The organism is Bdellovibrio sp. HCB337, from assembly GCF_047302465.1.
Taxonomy (GTDB): domain Bacteria; phylum Bdellovibrionota; class Bdellovibrionia; order Bdellovibrionales; family Bdellovibrionaceae; genus JACMRP01.
On the sequence record NZ_CP178621.1, the window covers coordinates 2330429 to 2353141 of the forward strand.

General features: G+C 48.3%; 6 protein-coding genes. All 6 read right to left on the reverse strand.

The window, feature by feature from the left end; all coding sequences use genetic code 11:
• Positions 1-13: 13 nt before the first annotated feature.
• The 6 genes from ACLWBB_RS11300 to ACLWBB_RS11325 all read right to left on the reverse strand — a co-directional run bounded on the left by ACLWBB_RS11300 (position 14) and on the right by ACLWBB_RS11325 (position 22690).
• Positions 14-622, reverse strand: coding sequence for a hypothetical protein (locus ACLWBB_RS11300; RefSeq protein ID WP_413287618.1), 609 nt, complete (start codon positions 620-622; stop codon positions 14-16).
• 4 nt (positions 623-626) lie between these two features.
• Positions 627-2180 carry a hypothetical protein gene (locus tag ACLWBB_RS11305; RefSeq protein WP_413287619.1) on the reverse strand — a complete coding sequence of 518 codons (1554 nt, stop codon included), beginning with the start codon at positions 2178-2180 and terminating at the stop codon, positions 627-629.
• Positions 2177-2860, reverse strand: coding sequence for a flagellar motor protein MotB (locus tag ACLWBB_RS11310; protein ID WP_413287620.1), 684 nt, complete (start codon positions 2858-2860; stop codon positions 2177-2179). The genes ACLWBB_RS11305 and ACLWBB_RS11310 overlap by 4 nt, the downstream gene beginning before the upstream one ends.
• The gene (locus tag ACLWBB_RS11315; protein ID WP_413287621.1) at positions 2844-3545 is read right to left on the reverse strand and encodes a MotA/TolQ/ExbB proton channel family protein; all 702 of its coding nucleotides are present in this window, start codon (positions 3543-3545) and stop codon (positions 2844-2846) included. The genes ACLWBB_RS11310 and ACLWBB_RS11315 overlap by 17 nt, the downstream gene beginning before the upstream one ends.
• Complete coding sequence (locus ACLWBB_RS11320) at positions 3538-4134, reverse strand: hypothetical protein (protein WP_413287622.1); 597 nt, start codon at positions 4132-4134, stop codon at positions 3538-3540. Before ACLWBB_RS11320 ends, ACLWBB_RS11315 begins: the two co-directional genes overlap by 8 nt.
• A gap of 118 nt (positions 4135-4252) precedes the next feature.
• Complete coding sequence (locus ACLWBB_RS11325) at positions 4253-22690, reverse strand: invasin domain 3-containing protein (RefSeq protein ID WP_413287623.1); 18438 nt, start codon at positions 22688-22690, stop codon at positions 4253-4255.
• Positions 22691-22713: the final 23 nt, after the last annotated feature.

Here is a 22713-nt window from a genome sequence, read left to right on the forward strand (position 1 = left end):
TCCTCTTCCCTTATTAAAAATCTAAATTGATATTTGCGCTGAATGCAATCATAGAAATCGGATTGTCATTCGCGGTGAGCGCTGAATAGCGGACTTCCAACTCCGCCTCTCTATCCAAAAGCCCAAATCCATAGCTAGCCCCGACTGTTGCACCAACAGCTGGGTAAATACTTGTCGCACCATTTAAAAACAATTGATCCATTCCAATCAATGCCGTCATTCGTCTTTGCGTGAATGGCTTTGATACATAGACACTTTCGCCGTCTTTTTTAGCGACGATACTTGTAAATTTCATTGCAGAACCTCTAAGGGCATAGCGGAAAGTTCCATTCACGCTTGAATAGAAAAAGGCGCCTTGTTTGCCCGTTGCTTGAAATGCAAAGGCCACGTTGGTTCCCATCGACCAGCGATCGCTCAACCCATACTCAAATCCCGCACGCGGTCCTGCACCTAGAACTGACGCCGTATCGCTCGATAGATTCACAAATTCACTACCAATCGTGAAATGAGCACGTCTTAACTCGCGTGAATATGACAGACGCAAGTCACCCGCCCCCAGAAGTGAGGTTTCGGCAGAGGCATAAGAACTTAAAAAGCATAGTATCACTAATATCTTTTTCATAAGCTTAAGCCGCCTTTTTCTCGTTCATATCTGGAATTTTAGGTGCCGCGGCTTTTTCAAAAACGTCCAAAGCAGAATTTGCAAGGGTTGCTACCAAGGGAAGATCCCTGGATGGAGTAACCTTCTTCGCGTAATCCTTTAATAGTTCTCTTTTCTTTTCAGGCAAAACTTCTAGTAACAGTTGAAGAGTCTGTGCTGGGCCCAGCCAAACTTCGGCAAGGTTTTGAGCAGAAACTTTTTGAAGAAGTTTTTCACGATCGGCTTTTGGCAACAATGCCACCCACACAAGAGTCGGCACCTGACGGCGCATAGCTCCTGTGATCATTTCTGGATTCGTCATCAAAAGCATTTCGTCCTGGTCAGTCAGAGTACTAATACCCAACTGTACCGGAAGCCTACGTAGTGGCGAAGTCATAGAACCCCAAAGTTTTGGACCTAAAGTTCCTGGAGCTTCGATTGGCGGCATTTTTGCGAACTCTACACGCTCTTGCAAGGTCAAAGGCATGGATTGTCGTCGCATCTGCGAGAACGACAACCAAATGGCCTTGTTTGTCTTTAAAACTTTTAACAAGTCTTGATTGGAAACTTGATGGCAAGATTGTGGGCGCAAATACGATGGATCCAAATGGAAGCGATCCTCATTTGGCTCAACGCGAGCCAAATAGACCGCATACGATTCAAAAGTATTCCAAGATTCCAAAAGTTCAATTTTCTTTGATGGTGAAAGCTGAGACCATGCCCAAGCAGCATAGTGATCTTTCTCACACCAATAGGCGTCCGAGAACAATGCACGCAGTGATTCTGCAGACATAAGCTCCAGAGGATTTTTGTCAGCACCGCCAGTGACTGTGACTTCGCCACCACGTGAGGCACCCGCCGGACCACCTGCATTGGATTGCTGGACAACCATTGGACGAGAAGCCTCTTCTGAAGAAGACCCTACTTTGATCGCCGCAATTTTATTTCCGAGCTTTGTTGAAGATTTACTCTGAAAGAAGCCACCCATGAGAGCTTTCGCCAGCTCAACGAGGGCAAAACCAATCAAAAGACCCAATAAAGCGCTGCCCGCTTTTTTGTACATCTGGTCCACAAGGTAGACAAGACGCTGGAATCCTTCTGTGTGAAGTTTTTGACTTTCTTGACGCTTCATAATGACGTCGACAGTTGTCGCGTCCATCCGAGTAAATTGAACACGGCCTTTTTTAGAGACTCCAATAACTGCCGTTTCTACATACTTAGAAATCTCTGCAGGTATTTTCTCGATTTTCGTAATCACGGTCACGTTGATAGAGTCAATGTCCGTATCCTCGATTTTTTGTAAATCGCCTGTCGCAAAAATTCCGACCGCAGTCAGTTGCGTTCCAAGAATGTCGGTCGTGGTCCTTTTGACTTCAACCTTTGTAACGATGATGGCGTCTGGATCCACCGGTTGAAGGATGGCCTTCACCTTTTGTGTGATTTTTGCCTCGAGGTCCACCACTGTGTTGAGGGAATCTGCTGAAGATCCCCAAGCCGCTGCTGCTATCGAAAAGATAATAAAAGCCACTAAGCTCTTCATCTTTCCTCCTCACCGGGAGTAATCACCAAGGACAAAGTCCTTGTTCCTTTGGAATGTTCGGCAACTCCCTTGGCGAACATTTTTGCTGGATCAAAACCTGATTTCACGGCCTGTTGAAGGGCCTTTGTTGCGCGAATACTTGAAAGATCAAAGTTGTTATCTAAATATTTGCTTTTAACTCTTTGAACTCTGGTACTGTCGGTGTGCCCCACGAAAGTGATATTTACGTCTTTAATGTAAGGCTCGAGCTTTGAAAGAATTCCGCGAAGCCTTACTACTTGAGCAGCCGGAAGATCGATTTCACCTGGATTGTAGATATTGTCATCAAAGTAAATATATAGTTTTTGCGAATGATCGGCTCTTTCTACGAAGAATCCATCGACCCCAGTTGCAACATCTGCAATACCTGCTGGAAGTCTTGGGCCTTGCAAATTTGTCTTTTGTTTGCCAAGAGCGTTTGAGCCGCCTTTTCCAGCGGTTGCCGACATTGCAATACGATCAATTACATCGGCACGTTGATTGCCGTCTACCGAGAAGAAGATGATGAAGAACGACAAAAGAACCATCAAGAAATCCGCATAGGAAACCGCCCACGAGTGCGCGTCATCGTGCACATGGGAATTTCCGTGATCATAGCGATCAACGCGGATTTTCTTACGGGTCTTACGCGGCTCGCTCATTCAGCTCCTCTTTAATTAAGGCCGTAGGCTCGCCCTGATTGATTAACAACAACAGCTCGTACATATTTTCAAGCATACGTTGCTGATTGACTTGCTTAACGTGCAAACGATCCGCCAGTGGCGAAATCAAAAGATTGGCTAGAACCAGACCCAAGAAGGTTGCTGTCATTGCTGTCGAGAGCGCCTGACCGACCGTGCTCTTGTTGGCATCCAAAGTCGCGAACAAGCTGATCATACCCATTACCGTACCCGTCATCCCCAGAGTTGGTGGATACTTCGAAAGGTTTTTCAGGGCTTGAACCGCATCCGATGTTTTAGCTTCAAGCTCTCTTCTTTTCTGTGACAATAGAACAATGAAAAGATCGTGATCCACACCTTGGCGCCACAAGTCCTGAGCGTAAGCAATAAGCTTATGGGTCGCACGCAATTTATCTTCGCGAGACTGAGAGATTTTCAGAATATCATTGCGATAAAGGTCCACGGTCTCGTCGGTCTTTGTGAGATCAACAAGGTTCTTCCATAAAGACTTTAACACAGGACCAGGAACCGAGAACACCAAGATCGCAACAGTTCCCCCGATAACAATGATTACCGAGTGAGCCTGCACGTAGTTTTGTGCTTTTCCCTCAAGAGAGGCAATCAACACTGTCGCGATTGCGATAAAGCCAAAAAATAAATTATTCAACGTCGCCTCCACTTGGCTCGCCCAGAGTTTTTAAGAAGTCTTTGGCCTCTTGATAATTTGGATGTACTTCCAAAGCTTTTTTCACGGATTTACGTGCAAGATTCTTTTTACCTTGCAAAAACAAAACACTTCCGCGAACAAAGTCCAAAAACGCCACGTTCTGATATTTCTTTTGAACTTCATCGATCTTAGCTAAGGCTTGATCGTAGTTTTTCTTTTGGATGTCTTTTTGAACATTCTGAATAACAAGAACCACTTCAGAAACCACCAAACTTATTTCTTTCTGTGCAGTTTCGCCAGCGGCCTCTTTAAATGTCGGAGGATTCAATTTCACTTCGCTGCTTCCCACCTGAACTGGGACTAATAATACAGGAATGCGTCCGTCGAGTTTTACCAACGAAGGTGCTGTCACTCGAAGTTCTAAATCAACGTCACTTTTGATATCTGTGCTTGTTTGTTCACGCAAATTAACGACTTGGCCGTTTTCATTCGCACGAAGACGCACGGCAACGACCTCTTCTAGAAATGCATAAGCCGTACTGTGGGCCAATAAACCAATAAATAAAATAAAGTAAAGTGATCTCATCATACAGAAAGATCGGTAGTTACAAATTGAGATATAAGAGCAATATCAAAAAAAATTTACAATCTAGACGATGGTGAGATCGAGCTCATCAAAGAAAAATAACTAATGTTTTTGGAGCACTCTACGGATGTCTAGGTGATGCTGCATCGTAGATGCTTTGCGCTTTTGTATCTTGAGCGCTTAGATCTGCACCGACGTTGTCATACAACTTGAAGTCAGACAAGCCACCCGTCCACTGACGTGTGTAGCTGCCTGCATATGGGCTTGCACCGATTGTCGTGTTCTGGCTTGGCACTGCAGACACCCCTGATGGGAAAACCTTCGCATTACACTCTGGAGAGCCATTGATATAGAGCGAAGCTGTACGGTTTGAACTACGATATGCTACTGCAATGTTATACCAAGTGGTCGAATTCAAGACCGTCGTCGAGCGACAGAAGACAGGGTTTGCACGAGCTGCTACTTGAGCCGCTGTTAGCTCTGCGCCCGTTCCAGAGTAGGCGTGAACTTCGTCCAGAGATCCATCGAAGGCTGCGAAGTTATTACCAGCCGTTGCTCCTGTCCAAGCACAATCTGTGTTACCGCTATTTCTAACCTCGTGACCGCCCACCTTAGGATAAAGAGCCGTCGTATTAAGAACCCACGGAACACCAACTGCATTGCTACCCACCAGGGTTCCATCAATGTACAACTTCGTACCGGTACTAGAGTTCATCGTCGCAACAACGTGATGCCAATTCGTATCCGCGTAGCTGCTGCTAGAAATAATCGTGCGATCCGAACCACCATCGTAAACACGGAAGCGAACTTTACCAGCTGTATCCATAAAGACGTTGAAGTTATTACGAGTATTACAGTTGTTTGGCGCTCCCGTAGTACTGTTAGATGCTCCAACCATACCACCCAGCTTCGGAGTCGCACTATTCGTTTTGAACCAGAACTCCCAAGCAAACTCCGAACGTGTCTGAGCCGTATTAATACTAGTGTTTGAATACAACCAACGAGCCGTTCCGCTTGGACCAGAGCTTGCCGCAGGCAAGTTCATCGCAGCGTCAGTATCACCAATACTGTTGAAGGCACCTGTCGTTGTCACAAACGGAGCGCTAGTTGTATTATTCAAGTTGTTTGCCGTGCCGTACTTGCTATCGACTGCGCCGCCTGACGGAGACGCTTCATTCAATCGATAACGGCCCCATGGCAAGATAGGCATTGCTGCATTCCAACTCATACGACCACCAACAGCCAACTCGATTTTTCCAGAACCGCCACTTGATGGATCACCTTCAGCCGGAGATTGAATAATAGCAATACCATTTCCTGTCAGGCCGCCACTCGAGAACAAGACCGGAGAAAGGTTGGCGTTTCCTGTGCTTGTATCAATCGCAGTCGGCAACGATGGTTTAACCCACATGCTGACCATGACATCACTGCTGCTCAGCTGAGTGTTTAAATCGGCATAAGTATTATTGCCATCGAACATCAAACGATAAGGGTCTGTTTTTAAACCTGAACCAGCCCAACCAGAGCTTGTCGTCCAACCGAAGCCAGATAGACCCGCATTGAGCAATGGACTTAACAAGTTCAAATTGTACCATGTGGATGTCGCAGGACTATTTCTGCCAAATTTCGTATAATAGTCTGCAAAGTCCCCTTGCAGATCAACTTTAAGACCCGTTGTTGGGTAAGGTTGCTGGATGTTCACATGCACATAAGCCGTCGAAGATCCCGCTAAATTTGTCCCTGTAAGCTTGATCTCATACGCGCCCCATGCTGTGTAGTCCGGACTCCAGCTGAATGCACCAGTAGACGTATTGAAAGTCGCGCCTGGTGGCAAGCTTGTACAGTTCGTACCACCAGCAACAGCATTATCAAGAGTCTTATCAAAGACGCAAGTGTAAGTCATGTTGGCATCACCGCCTACAACAGCATCGTTCACATTGAACGTCAGTGTACTTCCCACTAAGACTGGCGTTGGAGTGACAGAATCAAACAAGTGATTTGTAAACCCAGTCAAGACTGGTAAAGGCAATACCTCCACAGTCGGAAGTGGCGTGAATGAAATCGGTGCACCGTCGATACTTGCACTGACTGAAGAAGGAGTACCGCCCGTTGTACTAGTGAATGTTGCACTATAAGTTCCGTTTGAGTTATCCGCAACAGTTCCCATAGTACCATTACTTGTGCCCCCTGAAAGACTGAAACCCACCGTGCGACCACCAACAACTACAGTATTGCCCGCAGCATCCTTGGTATTCAACGTGATAGTCACTGCATTTCCTTGAACGATCTTATAGTTGTCACCTGATACTGAAGAAGCACCCGTGATTGAAATATATGAAGTTGCTAAACTTGGTGCTCCTGGAATAACGGTCAATGTCGGCATAGTTGACGTCACTGCACTACCGTTGATTGTTGCTCCAACAGTTTTCGAGGTCCCTGAAAGAGTTCCGGTGAAGGTCGCAGTATATGTACCATCTGTATTATTGGTGACTGAGCTCATCGTACCAGTGCTTGTTCCACCGGTTGCATTAACAGCCACTGTTTGAGCAGACGTAATCAGGTTATTATATTGATCCTTCGTAGTTACTGTCACCGTAGAAGTCGTACCTGACCCAAAGACCGCGCTTGAAACCGTCACTGTCGATTGAGCCAATGACAGAGCTCCTGGCGTAACCGTAACAACAGGCAATGTTGTCGTTAAAGGAACTGTATTGATCGTGGCTGTGATGGCAGTCGCTGTACCAGCCACGACACCTTGGAAATTCACGGCGTAGTCGCCATCTCCGAAATCTGTGACTGCAGAGAAATTACCCGTGCTTGTTCCACCCGATTTATTGAAGCTAATACTATGTCCACCTGCTGCGATATCATTTCCAGCAGCGTCGCGACCATGCAGAGTCGCAGTGATCGTCGAACCTGCTGCAACACTATTAGCAGTTAAAGTGATATATGAAGTTGCTGGCGACATCGATCCAGGACCCACTTGAATAGTTGGTGCCGCAGAAAGAAGGTCCACGCCGGAAATACGACCAATGATGCTTGTGGCCGTTCCCGCAAGAACACCAGTGAAAGTCGCGCTGTAAGTACCATTGTTAAAGTCTACAACTGAAGAGAATGTTCCTGTCGAACTACCTCCAGAAGCATTGAACGTAACTGTCAATCCACCCAATGACTGTTGATTGCCGAAAGAATCTCTTGCTGTCAAAGTCACGGTCGAAGACGAACCTGATGCGATTAGTCCTGAAGACACAGTCACTGTTGAATTAGCAAGAGATGGAGCCCCCGCAACAACAGATATTGTAGGGAATGAAGACGTCAAAGCAGAACCACCCACCGTTGCTTGAATTGTCGTAGGAGTTCCAGCTGCAGCACCCGTGAAGTCCGCTGTGTAAGTACCATCATTATTGTCAGAAACTGCGCTGAATGAACCGGTTGATGTTCCGCCCACACGAGAGAACACAACAGTTAACCCACCACTCGTCAGTTGATTTCCGTATGTATCACGAGCAGTTAATCTGACATTGACTGAACTGCCTGATGTCACTGTCGATGGGCTACCCACAATAACAACCGTAGACTGTGCCAAAGACACTGCGCCAGGAATGACTGTGATCGTCGGTAACGTTGATGAAACCGCAGATCCACCAATCGTCGCAGTGATCGTTGTTGCAGAACCAGCCGCAGTTCCTGTGAATGTGCCCGAGTAAGTCCCGTTGCCATTATCAGTGACAGAACCGAAGGTTCCGTTTGAAGTACCGCCAGAGCGGCCGAAGACGACGGTCAATCCACCGCTTGTGATGTTATTTCCGTAAGTGTCTTTTGCCTGCAATGTTAACGAACTTGAAGTGCCAGATCCCAAAGTACTAGAACCAACGCTGACTGTCGATTGCGCGATTGAAACAGCGCCAGGAGTGACGGTCAAAGTCGGAAGCGCGCTAGTTATCGGTGAACCACCGACATTTCCTCCGATAGAAGTCGCAGTACCAGATGCTGTTCCCGTAAATACGACTGTATACGTACCATTGCTATTATCAGTCACTGAGCCAAATGTTCCGTTAGAAGTACCACCACTGCGGAAGAAGGTCACAGTCTCCCCGCCCGTAGCAATAGGGTTATTGTATGCATCTCTCGCAGTCAGTGTTGCCGTGATCGTATTACCAGCTCCGACAGTGCCTGACGAAAGTGAAATGCTAGACTGAGCCAATGACAGAGTCGAAGCTGATACCGCCACAGTTGGCAACGTAGAAGTTACCGCGACACCACCGATTGTGGCAGTAATCGTTGTTGCAGAACCTGCTGTCGTGCCTTGGAAGTTTGCAGAGTATGTTCCGTTCGTGTTGTCAGTCACAGAACTAAAAATACCATTCGACGTGCCACCACTTCGCGCAAAGACAATCGTTTGACCACCCGTCGTGATAAGATTGCTGTAAGCATCTTTTGCTTGCAAAGTTACTAAGACCACATTTCCTGCCACAACAGAGCTACTCGACACAGTTACCAGTGACTGAGCAACCGAGATACTTCCAGGATTTACTTTCATTGTTGGAAGTGTTGAGGATACACTAGATCCATCAATGACTGCACCGACAGTAGAAATAGTTCCCGCTGTTGTAGCTGTAAACGTGGCAGTATATGTTCCGTTGCTATTATCAGTAACTGCTGAGATCGTACCGCTGCTTGTACCACCAGTGATCGAGAAGCTGACAGTTGCGCCACCTGTTGTGATATTATTGTTAGACGCATCTTTTGCCTGCAATGTGATTGTTGCTGTTCCACCCGCAGACAATGTATTTGCACTTAATGTAATCAAGGAGTTTGCAGACGTCGATGATCCCGGATTCACTGTAACGGTCGGCAAAGTCGAAGTGACCGCCGAACCACCGATAGTTGAACTGATAGTTGTCGCACTGCCCGAACCGACGCCTGTAAAGACCGCAGAGTACGTACCATTAGAGTTATCAACGACGCTGCCAATAGTTCCAGTCGATGTACCACCAGAGTATGTAAACGCCACACTCAAACCGCCTAAAAGAATATTATTTCCAGCGGCATCTTTTGCCTGAAGTGAAATCGTTGATGTTGAACCTGAAGAAATAATTGACGAAGAAACGCTGATTGCAGAGACTGCCAAAGACACAGGCCCCGGGGTCACCGTTACTTGAGGCAATGTTGAAGTCACCGCACTGCCACCGATTGTACCAGTCATCGTAGTTGCAGTTCCCGCGACGTTGCCTGTGAAGTTCGCAGTATAAGTACCATTATTGTTGTCAGTGACTGAACCGAATGATCCTGTACTGCTTCCACCGCTACGACCAAATACTACAACTAAGCCGCCATTTGTAAGGTTATTACCCGCACTGTCTTTTGCTTGCAATGTGACGCTGACTGCAGAGCCCGAAGCAACAGAACCAGCACTGGTCGTAATAGTTGATTGAGCCAATGAAACTGCACCCGGAATCACCGTCACAGTTGGTAACGTTGATGTTACTGGTGATCCACCGATCGTGGCGCCGATAGTTGTTGCTGATCCAGAAACAACACCAGTGAATGTTGCTGTATAAGTCCCATTACCATTATCTGTCACTGGACCGATAGATCCAGTGCTTGTTCCACCAGAACGGTTAAAGGCTACAGACAAACCACCCGGAGTTAGAATATTTCCAAGAGTGTCTTTTGCAGTTAATGTCAGAGTCACCACAGAGCCTGAAGCTACGCTGCTGCTTGAAACAGTCACTAAAGATTGTGCTAACGAAGCCGGACCTGGCTGAACTGTCAAAGTCGGGAATGCTGAAGTTAATGCCGCACCACCGATGGTTGCGCCGATGCTTGTCGCAGATCCTGCGGTCGTACCAGTAAACACAACCGAGTAAGTTCCATCACCGTTGTCAGTGACTGAACCAAATGTACCATTCGAAGTTCCACCAGCGCGGTTGAACGCAACCGTTAATCCGCCACTTGTGAGATTATTGTTATTGGCATCTCTTGCTGTCAAAGTTGCCGTCACAGTCGAGCCCGATGCGACCGTTGAACCAGACAACGTCACCGTCGACAGAGCCAAAGAGTATGCACCTGGAATTACAGTGACTGTCGGCAAGGTCGAAGTAACTGCGGATCCACCGATACTAGCAGTCATTGTCGTTGCGCTGCCGGCGGTCGTTCCCGTGAAGGTCGCCGTATAAGTCCCGTTGCCGTTATCAGTAACAGCGCTGAATGTTCCGCTAGAAACCCCGCCTGTTTTACCGAAGGCTACAGTCAATCCACCTGCACTCAGATTGTTTCCAGAAGCATCCTTTGCTTGCAAAGTGACTGTGATACCAGAACCAGAATTGACAGTTCCTGCAGAAACACTAACCAAAGACTGAGACAATGAAGCAGGACCTGCATTAACAGTGATTGTTGGTAATGTTGAAGTGACCGCCGAACCATTGATACTTGCGCCAATAGTAGTCGCAGTTCCTGCAACAGTTCCAGTAAAGATCGCAGAGTAAGTACCATCACCGTTATCTGTCGTTGAACCAATAGTTCCGTTAGAAGTACCACCCGAACGAGAGAACACAACAGTCGCACTACCGCTAGTAATATTATTTCCAGCAGCATCTTTCGCCTGAAGAGTTAAAGTCGAACTTGAACCAGACGCCACAGTTCCGCTAGACACTGAAACAGTAGATTGTGCCAATGAAATACTTCCCGGCGTTACTGTCACAGTTGGTGAAGTCGATGTGACCGCTGCACCACCAATCGTCGCGTTGATTGTGGTTGCAGTTCCAGCAACCGCACCTGTGAATGTTGCCGTGTATGTGCCATTACCATTATCAATTGTTGATCCAATCGTCCCTGTGGATGTACCGCCAGAACGAGCAAATACAACAGTCAGACCACCGGCGAGGATATTATTGCTGTAAGCATCTTTCGCCTGCAATGTCAGAGTCACATTAGAACCAGAAGCCACCGTGCCCGATGAAGTAGAAACTGTTGATTGAGCTAACGAAACAGCGCCTGGGGTGACTATTACTGTCGGAGCGGTGGAAGTAACCGCAGATCCGTTAATCGTCGCTGTGATATTCGTCGCAGAACCCGACGTCGTACCTGTGAAGCTAGCAGTGTAAGTTCCGTTGCTATTATCCGTCACTGAACCGAATGTCCCGCTAGAAACACCACCCGAGCGAGCAAACACAACCGTTTGACCGCCGGTAGTCAGGTTGTTTCCTGCCGCATCTTTTGCTTGAAGAGTCACAGTGATATTATTTCCAGCAACAACAGTTCCGCTAGACACTTGCACAAGGCTGCTAGCCAAAGAAATTGCCCCAGGATTCACTGTCACCGTTGGATGCGCGGATGTCACCGCAGATCCATCAACCGTTGCATTGATAGTCGTCGCTGTTCCTGCAACAGCACCAGTGAAGCTTGCAGTATAAGTACCATTCCCATTGTCAGTTGTCGCAGAAATAGTTCCAGTCGAAGTGCCACCGCTGAACGAGAACGCCACAGTACGGCCACCTGTTAAAATACTATTGCCATAGGCGTCTTTTGCCGTCAGGGTCAAAGTTACGTTCGAACCCGAAGCGACGCTTGCACCCGAACTGCTTAAAACAGACTGGGCCAAAGACAACGCGCCCGGAGTCACAGTAATTGTTGGAGCCGTCGAAGTAATTGGAACTCCGTTATATGTCGCACCCAAAGTCACGGCCGTTCCAACGGTGGTACCAGTGAAGGTCGCGGAGTAGCTACCATCGTTATTGTCTACAACAGAACCGATTGTACCGTTGGAAGTACCACCGGAAATACTAAACACAACCGTTCCGCCACCCGTCGTGAGATTGTTATTATTCACATCACGAGCAACGAGTCTTAGAGTCGTAGTTCCACCAGCACCCACAGTTGCTGAAGTCACTGACAGAGCTGAATTTGCAGCCGAGAACGCACCCACTAAGACTTGAACCTGTGGCAATGTGCTGCTGATAGCAACGCCATCGATCGTACCGCCAACAAAGGACGGAGTCCCAACACCAACGCCTGTAAAGCTAGCTATATATGTTCCATTTGCATTGTCTGTTACAGAGCCAAAAGTCCCCGTTGAACTTCCACCAGACAGACCAAAGGTCACCGTTCTGCCACCTGTTGTAAGTACGTTTCCACCAGCGTCTTTTGCTGTCAGAGTCACAGTCATGCTTGTGCCAGACTGAACCGCGCTTTGAGAAAGACTGATAACAGAAGTTGCAGGACTGACTGCACCAGGAATCACTGTAACCGTCGGAAGGGTTGTTGAAACTCCGGTGCCATTCACAGTCGCGTTGATCGTCGTAGCACTTCCCGCCACAAGACCAGTGAAGTTCGAAGTATAAGTACCATCCCCATTATCGGTAGTTGCTGTTACAGTTCCAGTGCTTGTTCCGCCAGAACGAGAGAAGACGATAGTTTCACCACCGGCAGTTAGATTATTTCCATTCACGTCTTTTGCTTGCAACGTTAATCCAACAGAAGCTCCGGATGCAACTGTACCTGATGACACTGTCACTACAGATGTCACCGGAGAAATTACCCCAGGCACAACTGTGATTGTCGGAGATCCCGAAGTGACAGAGATACCACCAATGGTTGCATTGATGGTCGTTGCAGTTCCGGCTGCAATCGCATTAAACGTTGCCGTATAAGTACCGTTGTTATTGTCTGTTGTTGCACTGATGTTGCCTGTGCCTGTACCACCAGAGCGAGAGAACACAACCGTCAAACCGCCTGTGGTCATTTGATTTCCAGCAGAGTCTTTCGCTACCAACGTCAGAGTCGACTGAGTGCCTGAAGCCAAAGTCGCAGCCGACGTTGCAATCGTCGAGTTCGCTAAAGAAACTGCACCTGGAATTACCGTGATAGTTGGCGCAGTTGACGTGACTGCAGAACCACCCACTGTTGTATTTACAGTCGTCGCGGTCCCTGCCAACACCCCAGTGAAAGTCGCTGTATAAGTCCCATTGCCGTTATCCGTCGTTGCATTGAAAGTACCAGTTGAACTACCGCCACTGATAGAGAATACAACTGTCGAACCACCAGCAGTTAAGTTATTGCCGTTCGCATCTTTAGCAGTGAATGTTAATGTCGATGTTGCACCAGAGGCAATCGTTGCACTTGATGCTGCAACCGTTGATTGAGCCAAAGACAGTGCACCAGGCGTTACTGTGATCGTCGGTAAAGTCGAGCTTACCGCCGAACCATTGATCGTCGCATTGATCGTTGTTGCAGTTCCAGAGACTAGACCTGTGAAGGTCGCCGTGTAGGTGCCATTAGAATTGTCAGTCACAGCACTGATATTACCGGTGCTAGAACCACCCGTACGAGTGACTACTACCGTGTGGCCGCCACCTGTAATGATATTGTTGTTGGCATCCCGACCAGTCACTGTAATTGTTGAAGTATTCCCTGAAGCGATAGTCGCTTGAGAAACCGCCACTGTTGATTGTGCCAAAGACACCGGTCCAGGAGTAACAGTGATCGTCGGCGACGTCGAGCTGACATTGGATCCACCAATCGTTGCACGAATTGTTGTCGCAGATCCTGCAACAAGCGCATTGAAGGTTGAAGTGTAAGTTCCGTTGTTATTATCAACTGTCGCCGCGATATTTCCAGTTGAAGTACCGCCAGTATGCGAGAAGACGACGGTCAGTCCTCCGGCGCTCATTTGATTTCCAGCTGCATCTTTCGCAGTCAAAGTTAAAGTAACTGTTGAGCCAGAAGCGATTGTCGAGTTTGATACAGCAACGACCGAGCTAGCCAATGAAACTGCACCAGGATTCACCGTGATTGCAGGCATCGTTGAAGTTACCGCAGAACCGCCCGCAGTTGCAGTCACCGTCGTTGCAGTCCCAGCAAGAACCCCTGTGAAGGTTGCAGTATAAGTTCCGTTGGCATTATCGCTTGTCGCCGTCATATTACCAGTCGAGCTTCCGCCGCTCGTACCAAATACAACTGTCGATCCACCTGTAGTTAGGTTGTTGCCATTAATGTCTTTTGCTTGAAGAGTCAGAGTTGAAGATGCTCCAGAAGCAATCGTTGTACTGCTAGCCGTGACTGTCGAGTTTGCCAAAGACAGAGGCCCTGGAACAACAGTGACCGTTGGCAGAGTAGTTGAAACACTCGTTCCATTGATAGTTGCTTGAATAGTCGTCGCAGTACCAGCAACGATACCTGCGAAACTTGCAGTGTAAGTACCATTCGCATTATCGGTTGTTGCCGAAATAGTCCCTGTCGAAGTACCACCTGTACGAGTAAAGACCACCGTCTGCCCGCCCGTTGGGATACTGTTGTTGTTAGCATCTTTCGCCGTCAGAGTAAGATTCACAGAGCTTCCTGAAGAAACAGTTGCTGAACTTACAGCCAAAGTAGAATGTGCCGCAGAGATTGCGCCAGGATTTACCGTTACCGTTGGAGCAGTTGTCGCCACTAATGAACCATTGACAGTCGCACGGATTGAAGTCGCAGTTCCTGCTGCAATACCTGTGAAGGTCGCAGTATAAGTCCCGTTGTTATTGTCAGTGGTCGCACTAATATTACCTGTACTAGTTCCGCCCGAGAATGAGAATACCACTGTCGCGCCGCCAGTTGACAGCGCATTGCCGCCGGCATCGTAAGTGCTCAAAGTCAATGTGACTGAGTTTCCAGAAGTCACGGTGCCTGCAGAAACGCTCACTAAAGAAGTCGCCACAGATGGAGGCCCCGGAATCACAGTGATTGTCGGCGCTGTTGAAGTCACCGCGGATCCGCCAATGGTTGCACCGATATTTGTCGGCGTACCTGAGTTGATACCCGTAAACACCGCTGTGTAAGTTCCGTTAGATTGATCCGTCGTCGCAGAGAACGTACCTGTTGAAGCGCCCCCGCTACGATTAAATACAACAGTTGCGCCACCCGCCGTCAGGTTGTTGCCAAACGCATCTTTCGTCGTCAATGTTACAGTCGTCGTCAATCCACTTTGCACCGTTGCACTTGCAACACTCACTAAAGAAGATGCCAAAGACGGAGGCCCTGGAATAACCATCAAAGTCGGAAGCGGAGATGACGTCACATTCACGCCACCCACGGTTGCACCGATTGTTACTGCCGTTCCAGCCTGCGCACCTGTAAAGCTTGCGGTATAAGAACCATTGCCAAGATCTGAAACAACACCAACAGTTCCTGTAGAGGTTCCGCTGCCATAGGTGAAAGTCACAGTTTGACCGCCTGAAGTGATGCTGTTACCGGCAGAGTCTTTCGTTGCTAAACGTAATGTAACTGAACTTCCAGAAGCAACACTTGAAGGACTTGTATCAATAGTCACCAAAGACTGAGCTAATGAGATCGCTCCAGGCACAACACTGACAGTTGGTTTTGGTGTTGTAATTGGTGATCCACCGATAGAGGCCGCGATATTTGTCGCAGTCCCAGCAAGAACACCTGTGAAGGTCGCAGTATATGTTCCATTGCCAACATCCGTCGTTGCACTAATAGTACCAGTCGACGAACCACCACTATGAGTGAAGACGACCGTCGAACCGCCAATTGCTAAATTATTCCCAGCCGCATCTTTTGCTTGAACAGTTAAAGTAACCGATGAACCTGAAGACACCGTCGAGTTTGAAGCTGTGATTACAGATACCGCAGGGCTTGCAGCTCCTGGATTTACAGTCACGGTTGGCAATGTCGTCGTGACAGCCGCACCACCAATAGTTGCTTGGACGGTCGTCGCTGTTCCGGCAAGAACACCTGTGAAGCTTGTAGAATAAGTTCCATTTCCATTATCAGTCGTTGCACCAATAGATCCTGTTGAAGTACCACCGCTATGAGTAAATACAACAGTCGAGCCGCCTGAAGCCAGATTATTTCCCGCAGCATCTTTACCCTGTAAAGTCAGAGTCACATTGTTGCCTGAATTCACAGTTGCTGAAGAAACAGTGATCGTAGAACTTCCGACAGCAATCGGGCCTGCAGTGACAGTCACAGTCGGAGCTGTTGATGTTACCGCGGAACCATTTACTGTTGCATGAATAGAAGTGGCAGTCCCAGCAAGAATACCCGTAAAGTTTGCTGTATAAGTTCCATTACCAACGTCTGTAGTTCCACCAAAGTTACCCGTCGAAGTTCCACCCGTGCGAGAGAACACAACCGTAGATCCACCAGTTGGAATATTATTACCGGCAGCGTCCTTTGCTTGTAGGGTCGCTAAAACCGCAGATCCAGACGCAACTGTTGATGACGCCACAGTAATCACAGAACTAACCAAAGATAACGAACCTGGAGTTACCGCGACCGTCGGTTGAGTTGTCGTGATTGGCGAGCCATTGATCGTAGCGGCAATTGATGTTGCACTGCCTGCGATCACACCCGTGAAGTTTGCAGTATAAGTTCCGTTACCAACGTCGGTCGTAGAGCCAATCGTGCCAGTTGAAACTCCACCACTATGAGTGAAGACCACTGTCGCTGAACCAGTCGTTAAACTGTTCCCCGCAGCATCTTTTGCCTGGACTGTCAGAGTGACAGACGAACCTGATTGAACCGTCGAGTTAGAAGTTGCAATCAAAGAAGTCGCTGCACTTGCAGCTCCTGGATTAACAGTTACCGTCGGTAAGCTTGTCGTAACATTGGAGCCACCGATTGTAGCACCAATATTTGTTGCAGTTCCTGCTAAGACACCCGTAAAGGTTGCCGAGTAAGTACCATTTCCATTATCAGTCGTAGAACCCACTGTCCCCGTCGAGGTACCGCCGCTATAATTAAATACAACTGTCGAACCCCCGCTTGTTAGATTATTTCCAGCGGCGTCTTTCGCTTGCATTGTCAAAGTCACATTGCTGCCAGAATTTACTGTGGCAGAAGAAACACTTAAAGTTGAAGCAGCAACAGAGATTAAACCCGGAGTCACCGTGACGGTTGGTGACGTCGAAGTCACCGAAGAACCATTGACCGTCGCAAATACAGAGGTCGCCGTTCCCGCGATCGCTCCAGTAAAGGTCGCAGTATATGTGCCATTACCGACATCCGTTGTTGCACCGAATGTACCAGTTGAAGTTCCACCAGAGCGCGAGAAGACAACCGTAGCACCACCTGAAGTAATATTATTACCAGCCGCATCTTTTGCCTGCAAAGTTGCAAGAACTCCAGAGCCGGAAGCAACCGTCGAAGAGGCCATCGTGATTGTCGATGCCGCTAATGACAAACTGCCCGGTGTGACCGATACCGTTGGCAATGTCGTTGTTACCGGAGAACCACCAATCGTTGCACTGATTGTTGTTGCGGTTCCGACTAACACGCCCGTGAAGCTAGCTGTATATGTTCCGTTACCAACATTTGTAGTTGAACCAACAGTTCCCGTTGATGTTCCGCCACTAGCACTAAACACAACCGTAGATCCACCCGTGCTCAAGCTATTCCCAGCCGCATCTTTCGCCTGCAAGGTTAAAGTAACAGATGAGCCTGATTGAACGGTACTATTGGAAGCTGTAATAAGCGAAGTTGCTGGACTTGCAGCACCTGGATTTACAGTTACACTCGGTGACGTCGTAGAAACATTCGATCCACCGATCGTTGCTGTAATGCTGGTCGCTGTTCCCGCAAGAACACCTGTGAAAGATGCTGAATAGGTTCCGTTACCATTGTCCGTCGTAGAACCAATTGTTCCGGTAGAACTTCCACCGCTGTGACTAAACACAACCGTCGATCCACCACTTGCTAGATTATTTCCAGCAGCATCCTTCGCTTGTAGATTTAATGTAATGCTATTTCCAGAGTTTACTGTGCCTGAAGAAACACTTAAGACCGATGTTGAAGAAGAAATCACACCCGGAGTCACCGTCACCGTCGGAAGAGTACTCGTGACGTTAACGCCGTTAACTGTGGCATTGATGGTCGTCGCAGTTCCAGCAAGGACACCGGTAAAGTTCGCAGTATAGGTTCCGTTACCAACGTCAGTCGTTGAACCGAAGCTTCCCGTCGATGTTCCACCAGAACGAGAGAACACGACCGTCGCGCCACCAACAGGCACGCTGTTACCCGCAGCATCTTTTGTTTGTAGAGTCGCAAGAACTCCCGCACCTGATGCTACCGTTGAAGAGGCCATTGTAATCAATGAATTTGCTAATGACACTGGACCAGGAACAACTCCGACTGTTGGATGAGCCGTCGTGATCGGTGATCCGCCAATTGTCGCGCTGATGGTCGTATCAGTTCCTGCAAGAACACCCGTGAAGCTTGCAGTATAAGTTCCATTGCTATTATCAGTGGTTGCACTAATGGTCCCCGTAGAGCTTCCACCGCTATGACTAAACGCCACGCTCGAGCCCCCGACAGTCACGCTATTTCCGGCAGCGTCTTTTGCTTGTACAGTTAAAGTGACTGAAGAACCCGAAGCCACCGCTCCGCCAGATACTGAAATAGTTGAAGTCGCAGCACTTGCAAGTCCTGGGGTCACAGTCACAGTTGGCAACGTCGTACTAACAGCAGTTCCACCGATCGTAGCCGCGATGCTTGTTGCAGTACCCGAAACGACTCCCGTAAATGTCGCAGAGTATGTGCCATTACCATTGTCTGTAGTTGCACTCAGAGTTCCAGTAGAAGTACCACCAGAATGAGAGAACACCACCGTTGAACCACCGCTCGTCAAATTATTTCCGGCGGCGTCTTTCGCTGTTAATGTTACTGTGATGTTGGACCCAGACGCCGCCGTACTTGCAGATACACTTAATGTAGAAGTCGCTGCCGAAATAAGTCCCGGAGTCACCGTGACTGTCGGCGCGGTTGACGTAACGGCAGAGCCATTCACCGTCGCACGAATAGAAGTTGCCGTTCCTGCAACTGTTCCAGTAAAGCTTGAAGTATAAGTACCATTACCAACATCTGTCGTTGCACCAAAAGTACCAGTGGATGTCCCACCGGTACGAGAGAACACGACTGTTGCGCCACCACTAGTAATATTATTTCCAGCAGCATCTTTTGCTTGTAAAGTTGCAAGAACGCTAGATCCTGATGCCACTGTCGAAGCAGCCACTGTAACCACAGAGCTTGCCAAAGACAGAGAGCCTGGAGTTACCGCGACCGTCGGCTGAGTTGTTGTAATTGGCGAACCATTGATACTTGCAGTGATATTAGTGGCCGTGCCAGCTAAAATACCTGTGAAGCTTGCAGTGTATGTGCCGTTACCGACGTTCGTAGTAGAACTGATACTGCCCGTCGCAGTTCCACCGGTGTGACCGAAGACAACCGTCGCGCCACCGTTTGTAATATTATTTCCAGCAGCATCACGCGCTTGCACAGTTAATGTCACTGAAGAGCCCGAAGAAACTGTTGTGTTAGAGGCTGCAATCGTTGAAGTCGCAGGACTTGCCGCACCCGGAGTAACTGTGACACTCGGAAGTGTCGTCGTCACATTAACGGTATCGACAGTCGCAGCGATTGACGTCGCAGTTCCAGCAAGAACACCTATGAAACTTGCAGTATAAGTTCCATTCCCGTTATCTGTGGTTGAACCGATAGTTCCCGTAGAACTTCCGCCCGTATGGCTAAACGCAATGGCAGAACCACCGCTTGTTAAACTATTTCCAGCCGCATCTTTTGCCTGCAATGTCAGAGTGATATTAGCACCAGAAGCCACCGTTGCAGATGAGACGCTCAGAGTGGAAGTCGCAGCTGCGATCACCCCAGGAGTCACCGTCACCGTCGGCAGAGTGCTTGTAATATTCAAACCATTTGCAGTCGCACCGATCGTTGTCGCCGTTCCGGCTAATATACCTGTGAAACTTGCGGTGTAGCTTCCATTGCCATTATCAGTGACAGGACCAAAACTTCCTGTTGAGCTTCCACCACTACGATTAAACACAACTGTCGATCCACCCGAAGTGATCATGTTCCCAGCAGCATCTTTTGCTTGCAACGCAACATTCACACTGGAACCAGAAGCAACAGTCCCTGCAGACACACTAATTAAGCTTGTAGCCAATGACAAAGAACCTGGATTTACGATAATTGTTGGAAGTGTCGTCGTAACTGGCGCGCCACCAATACTTGCACTGATCGTCGTTGCAGTTCCTGCAACAACACCCGTGAAAACCGCTGTGTAAGTTCCGTTATTGTGATCTGTCGTCGCACTGATAGTTCCAGTCGAAGTACCGCCACTGCGGCTGAATGTGATAACTTGTCCGCCGGTAGGAATGGCGTTGCCGAAAGCATCTTTTGCGGTCAAAGTGAGCGTCGTGGTGGTTCCTGAAGAAATCGAAGCAGAGCCTACCGTAATCACCGAAGTCGCCGGAGAACTTCCCCCAGGTACGACTGTCAAAGTCGGAAGCGTGCTTGTCACATTCACGCCACCAATTGTCGCCCCCACTGTCGATACCGAGCCAGACGTGCTTCCAGTCAGAATCGCTGTGTAAGTACCGTCACTATTATCTGTCACAACACCGAAAGAACCTGCGGACCCGCCGCCGCCAAACGAGAACGCAACAGTCAATCCACCATTTGTAATGGCATTTCCAGCGGCATCTCTTGCCGTTAGTTTCACTTGAGCAGTATTTCCTGCAGCCAGTGTTGTTGGACTACCCGTGATTGATACTGTCGAAAGCGCAACAGAGACAATACCCGGAGTCACTTGCACACTTGGAGATGTCGTTGTTACAGAAACGCTATTCACTGTCGCTTTAATACTGGTCGGCGTTCCCGCAAGGATACCAGTAAATGTTGCAGAGTAAGTTCCATTTCCATTATCTGTTGTAGCACCGATCGTTCCGGTTGAAGTTCCACCAAGACGGCTAAACACCACCGAAGCACCACCACTGGTCAGACTGTTTCCTGCAGCATCTTTTGCTTGCAGATTCAATGTGACTGCCGAACCTGACGTCACCGTATTTGATGAAACTGAAATCACAGAAGTCGTCGCAGAAATCACACCTGGCAACACCGTTACATTCGGCAACGTCGAAGTGACGTTAGAACCTTGAATCGATGCCCCGATCGTAGTCGCAGTTCCTGCAACAGCGCCCGTAAAGCTTGCTGTATAAGTTCCGTTTCCATGATCTGTAACCGTGCCGAAACTTCCAGTAGAAGTACCGCCTGAGTTCGAGAACACGACTGTAGCACCACCAACCGGAATATTATTTCCATCACTATCTTTAGCTTGCAACGTCACTGTCACGCCAGTTCCAGAATTCACTGTGCCTGAGGCCACAGTAATGACAGAATTTGCAGGACTTGGCGGCGGATAACCGACATTCACAACAAATAAAGTCGAGGCCGAAAGTCCCGAAGAAGCCCCGGTCACCGTCACTTTAAATTCAAACGACTTACCACCGTCCGCCAAGCGCGGCGTCCAGTTAAACAATCCACCAGCGGTAAAGCTCGCAGTACCACCACCAAGATTTGCAAGCGTATTACAATCAGCAGCACCACTTGCAACATTGCTATCCACCAATTGGTCATACTGACAAGAATAAGTCAGCGCTTCGCTATCCAAAGAACTGCCATTTGCTTGGACCGCAGATAGGGCCTGTCCACCATTTAGATTTTGTCCAAGAATGTTTGCAATCGTTGGTGCACGATAAGTGTTGCTGACATTCACAGTCAGGTCCTGATTGTAAGCCACTGGATAATCATTCAAAAGACAGCCAACATTAACAGTGCCAGACCAGTTACTGAGGCCTGCTTTATAGTTTGGTGTACAAGAAACTCTATATGGAGCCGTTAAAAGCACACACTGCAAATCCGCATCAGATTGCGAATTGATGATCATCATCTGCGGCGTATTGCTTTCACTATCTGTGCATAGCGGACTGATATCCGCAGTCACTGAATTGCTACCTTCACTCGCCGCGAGCGCTGGGAACGCACCAAAGGTTCCAAGAGCATCCGTTGTCACAGGTTGGTCGTTGGTATTTGCATCAGGAGTTCCAAGAACATTCAAAGCTTGAACTCGGAATGTATAAGCCGTATTCGCATTCAAGCCTGTGATAGTGAATGAAGTCGCAGCACCTGAAGACGAGCCCACCTGGACAGGAGTTCCCGACGTTGTATTCAAAATCAAGAAAGACGAAGCTCCGGCAATGGTTGGCCAGCGCACAGTCACTCGCGTGGTTGACACGTCTGCAGGCAAAACCGGATTCGCACCTGCGAAGTTCAATGGTGCTACGCCATTTCCAGTTAAGATCACCGAGTTGGTGAAAACTTTAGACTCGTCAATTGACGGAACAAAGTCCACGGCCACTTTATCTTGAATCAAAGCACCGACGATTGGAAGGAACTGAACACGCACCGTGCACGTTTCACCAACGGCCATGATGCCATCAATTGCGCACGTCTGACTATCGATGGTCATTGTTGTACTATCAGGTGCCGTAATTTTTTTGAGTTTGATTGCAACTTTGGCGTTGTTCTTTAATTCAACGGTTCCGAAAACTGGGGAACCACCTACAGGAACATTTCCAAAATCCATTGGGTTTGGTGTGAAGACAAGAGCATCATTACCGATACCGCCTTCAAGGCCGCCTTTGATACCCACAAGTCTTTCGACAAAATCTCCACCAGCGCTACAAGACGACAGCAATGCCGTGAACATTCCGATCAAGAATATCCCGAATA